This is a genomic window from Endozoicomonas sp. ONNA2 (assembly GCF_024606365.1).
In the GTDB taxonomy this organism is placed as follows: domain Bacteria; phylum Pseudomonadota; class Gammaproteobacteria; order Pseudomonadales; family Endozoicomonadaceae; genus Endozoicomonas.
In genome coordinates this window covers 1-4,293 of the sequence record NZ_JAHHPO010000922.1, presented here as the reverse complement: position 1 = coordinate 4,293, position 4,293 = coordinate 1, and the positions used below count along the sequence as shown (strand labels likewise).

Genomic DNA, 4,293 nt, shown 5'->3' with positions numbered 1-4,293 from the left:
ATATTAAATTGGTAAAATTCTTCCGGTGCAATCAAAACCTTACGGATTCAGGTTACAGTTAACTTGGGGGTTATTAAAAATGTACAACTGCAATTACTCAATGTCTTTTACGAAAACCGTTCAACCCGGTAGCATCCCGCAAAGCAAAACGGATGAGATGATGGATACGGGAGACCCTCTGATTCCTGCTAAAAAGAGTCGGTATTCGGCACTTGATAACGTATCTTTGCCCTGCCGCACTGTAACCATTGTTGACGTGGAACATGAGTTCCCTGGTTTACAAATAGCAGAGTTTGAAATTCCCGGCGATTCATCACAAACCAGCTCAGCTGCTGAAATAACACAGGTTACCTTAACCTCTCGCTTTCAAAGTCTGTGCAACGCGGATGATGGCGAAGAGCTTGCTCGCTTATTATCCAATACTGATGAAACGACACGGGACAAGTGGTTCAAAAGCTCACTGGCATTCAACGAAAAAAATGATACTCCGATGATATATGCTGCCCGACATGGCTGTGCAGCAGTAGTTGCAGCATTGATCAGCCATCAGGCAGATCCCTGTGAAATCAATCCATTGTCAACCTGTCAGTGTCATGCACTAGCGATTGCTGCACAGGAAAATCAAGGGAAAGTCATTCAAGAAATGACCAAATCCAAATATTTTGATCCTGATAAACCCAGGGGAGATGGCGCTACTGCTTTGATGGTAGCCGTAGAATCGGGTCATACTGAAATCACGAAATTACTTCTGGAGTGCAAAGCTGATCCCAACTACAAAGTTTGTTGCACTGGAGATTTTTCCGGGAAGAGCGACATACCCCTCAGACTTGTCGGCAACTTTGGAGAGCAAGAAACAAAACCATCAACCAGTACCAGTTATTATACGCCTGTTATGTTTGCAGTAAAATCTGGTAACGTCACTATTCTTGAGCAACTACTCACAAATGGTGGAAATCCGAACAGCGTTGATCCGGCTAATCCACTTCAGGCTTCTCCATTATTGATAGCGGTTAGCACCAGAGCTTCTTCAGCAGAGACTGCCAATCTTTTACTAAAACACAAAGCTGATATGCACAAGCCGAATTTTTATGGTCTGTCTGATGTTGATAGTATTGCTGGCTCAGTTTCAACTAATATTGGAAACAAGATTGAATCAGCCAATAGGACGCCTGAAAAAGATAATCGCTTTCCTACACTGTTTGAAACTGTATGTTTTTTGGATAGATTAGATTTTTATAATAGACCAAATGAGCTTGTTGAGGTTTTTTGTAATTATTATCGCACACCTAAAGGTACAACAGTTGATGCCCAATCCCTGAAGTATCATTATGCTGGACAATACTTATTAAAATATGTTGCTTTTCAAACCGATCCTTTTGAATTTGATCAGATTAAATCAATGAAACATTTTCTCTGTCAATCGCTAAGTTCGTTACTTGTATTAAACTTTGTGTTTGGTCAGGAGGAATCTTGTAAATCCTCATTTGAAAAATATAATGCAGCAACAACCTATATGGAAGAAATAAAGTCACGCTTACTCAGTGATATTGATAATGCAGATACTACCAAGCTTCAAGAAAAGATAGTGTCAGCACTGAAAAGTTTTAATAACTACTTTTTGGATCTTAATGATGAATTTGTCAATATGTTTCTTAATTACAATTTCATGATGGATGGCATGACAACATGCTCGAAGTTGAAAGATTATTTTCATAATTTGCTGGTTATATGTGAGAAAGTTAAGGAATCGGAATCCGCAGGTTAATTTCCAATAAATCAGACTGAAAAAAAATCAGGGTCAGGCCTTCCTTTTTAAACACATTCAAGATTCAAGACCTGACAATGGTTCCCCTTTTGGGAACGGAGCAGAGCATAGATGACCCTGCTTTTCTTGAAGCCCTCACAGACTTTCCCATGAGCAAATACCTGGTAAAAACAGGTGTCCGGGACTGCAGTTATTTTAATGGACATGAAAAATATTTTGCTCTGTGCAACTTTTATCATTTTTTTTTGTCTACATAGATTAACAAGGAACACGCAACTTATTTTGGTTTGCTTAACCAATCAAAAATACTGCGTTGTGTGGCAAATAGCAGCGAAGTACTAAACAAAAGTTTTCAATATGAACATTTCGACACCAGACAGACCTGCAAGCCCGGCTTATCATCAATTAACCAATGACGAAGTCTGTGATGATTCTACACAGCCTGGCAGCTTATCAGTTTCCCTGGCTCCCACTACACACCGCACTCACTCATCGTCTATTGATCCATCCTTGACCGGCCAAATCCCTATTTGCAAGCGTGCAGTTGAGACTAAAACCGAGTCTCTTTGTCAAAACAAGTCTGTCACCAATGGCGGGGTGAAAGCTCATGACCAAACCGGCCACATAAAAAAAGCAACTAAAGAACTCCACCATGCAATCATGTACACCAAGAACCTGGAGGATCTGACGAATGACGATATTCGCGCCCTGATTGATAAAGGGGCCGATGTCAACGCCGAAACCAGACTCAGTCACAAGAAGACCGCTCTCCATCTTGCCGCTTTACGTGGCAATCAAAGAATCATGGAACTACTTGTTAACGAGGCTAATGCTGACGTTAACGCCATAGCTGAATCTGGTGTTACCGTAATGGAGTGTGTACACCAAAAAGGCTCCATTACGCCCCTGATCCCTTTTATGGTAAATGCCGGATTCAATGTTAATGCTGTTTGTGATCTTTCCGGGGGAACAATGCTTGTTCATGCGGCCAGGGAGCAAAAGTGGGAGCTGGTGGAATTTTTATTTGCCAAAGGTGTCAATCCTGATGATCAGATCGACGACTATGGAACAGCACTTCACCTTGCGGTTCGTCTGGCTCAGCCGGAGATCATTGACATGCTGATGAAGCATGGGGCAAACATCAACGCCAGTGTCAAATATAAGTGGAGGACTGCTCTTCACCTTGCGGCTGAATCTGGCCAGCGGGAAATCCTGGATAAGTTGCTTCAGCATAACGCGGACGTCAACGCACAGGATAGCGATGGCAGGACGCCACTCTACTATCTCACTTGTGCCGATGGTCAGCTTGATACCATCAAGTATTTTATGAATACCTTGATTGTCAACAAGGCTGACATCAACCATCGGGACAAATATGGGATAACGCCACTCCACTTTGCGGCTAAAAATGGTCAGCTGGACACCTTTAGCTACCTGCTTGAGAATGGGGCCGATAAGTACGCCAGGACCAACAGTGGCAAGATGGCTCTGGAAATCGCATGGACCAATGGCCAAAACACAGCAAAAATGCTGGAGATTCTGGACAATAACGGACTTGATGTTAGCGCCCCCTGTAACTCTAAAGGTGGAACGCCGATTGCGTATGCCGCACGAAACAGGCAATGGAAACTGTTCGACTCTCTAATATTACGTGGGGCTAAAATTGATGCATGGGAAAATGAAAAAGACAAATATACCCCCCTCCACTACGCAGCTTTAGCGGACCAGAAAGATACAGTGAGAGAGCTGGTGAGCAGACACGCTGACGCCAATTCACCAGATATACATGGGGATTCAGCTATCCATTATGCCGTGTCGTACGAAGGTTACTACAAGGAAAATTTGGCAGATCGACAGGATATCCTTGTCGACTTGCTTGAAAACGGAAAAGCTGACATCAATGCCCGAGGATATGGAGGGAGAACAGCCCTCCACATTGCATGCCGTGAGGGTGAGTTAGAGATAGTTGCTGAACTGCTGGAGCGAAAGGCCGATTTCAGCATTCTGGATGATGATAAGAAGACAGCTTATGATCGTACTTTTGATCGCATAAAATTTGACTGGGATGCTCCAAAAGAAAAAGAGAAGATCAGATCTTTAATGAAAGAAAATAAGGCTGATGTGCGAGGAGCCGATGTGAGGAAAGCAAAAGCAGCGGAAGAGGGTAGAGCTGAAGCAGCCGCCAGGCAACGCACTTTAAGCGGGTTAACGCATAAAGTGAAAGCGTTTCTCCAGTATGATCGAAAACGCTGAGAAGCGTTTATTTTCAAGGGTTCAGAGTATATCTAAGCGGTCGAAGTTTTAGCCGGAAGCACCAAATAATAACAGTGTTATTACAACTGACCGACTTGTTACTGATTGATACAAAAGCAACTGGTTAACTACTGAAGTTTATTTCTATGAAGTTTTCTCTTTATATCGAATAAAAAGCAATATCGACGCTTCCCGGCAGGCTGTCCGAGAATAGCCATTAAGGAATTCTTCCTGATATTACTATTGTCCATTCTTTCTTTAGCTTCTGCGAACGA

2 protein-coding genes are annotated in these 4,293 nt (G+C 42.7%); both read left to right on the top strand.

Annotated features, from left to right (window positions below; translation table 11 throughout):
• Positions 1-100 precede the first annotated feature (100 nt).
• Positions 101-1,765, top strand: a complete 1,665-nt coding sequence (locus KDK14_RS16380) for an ankyrin repeat domain-containing protein (RefSeq protein WP_257266249.1) — start codon at positions 101-103, stop codon at positions 1,763-1,765.
• A gap of 357 nt (positions 1,766-2,122) precedes the next feature.
• Positions 2,123-4,018, top strand: coding sequence for an ankyrin repeat domain-containing protein (locus KDK14_RS16375; RefSeq protein ID WP_257266248.1), 1,896 nt, complete (start codon positions 2,123-2,125; stop codon positions 4,016-4,018).
• Positions 4,019-4,293 lie beyond the last annotated feature (275 nt).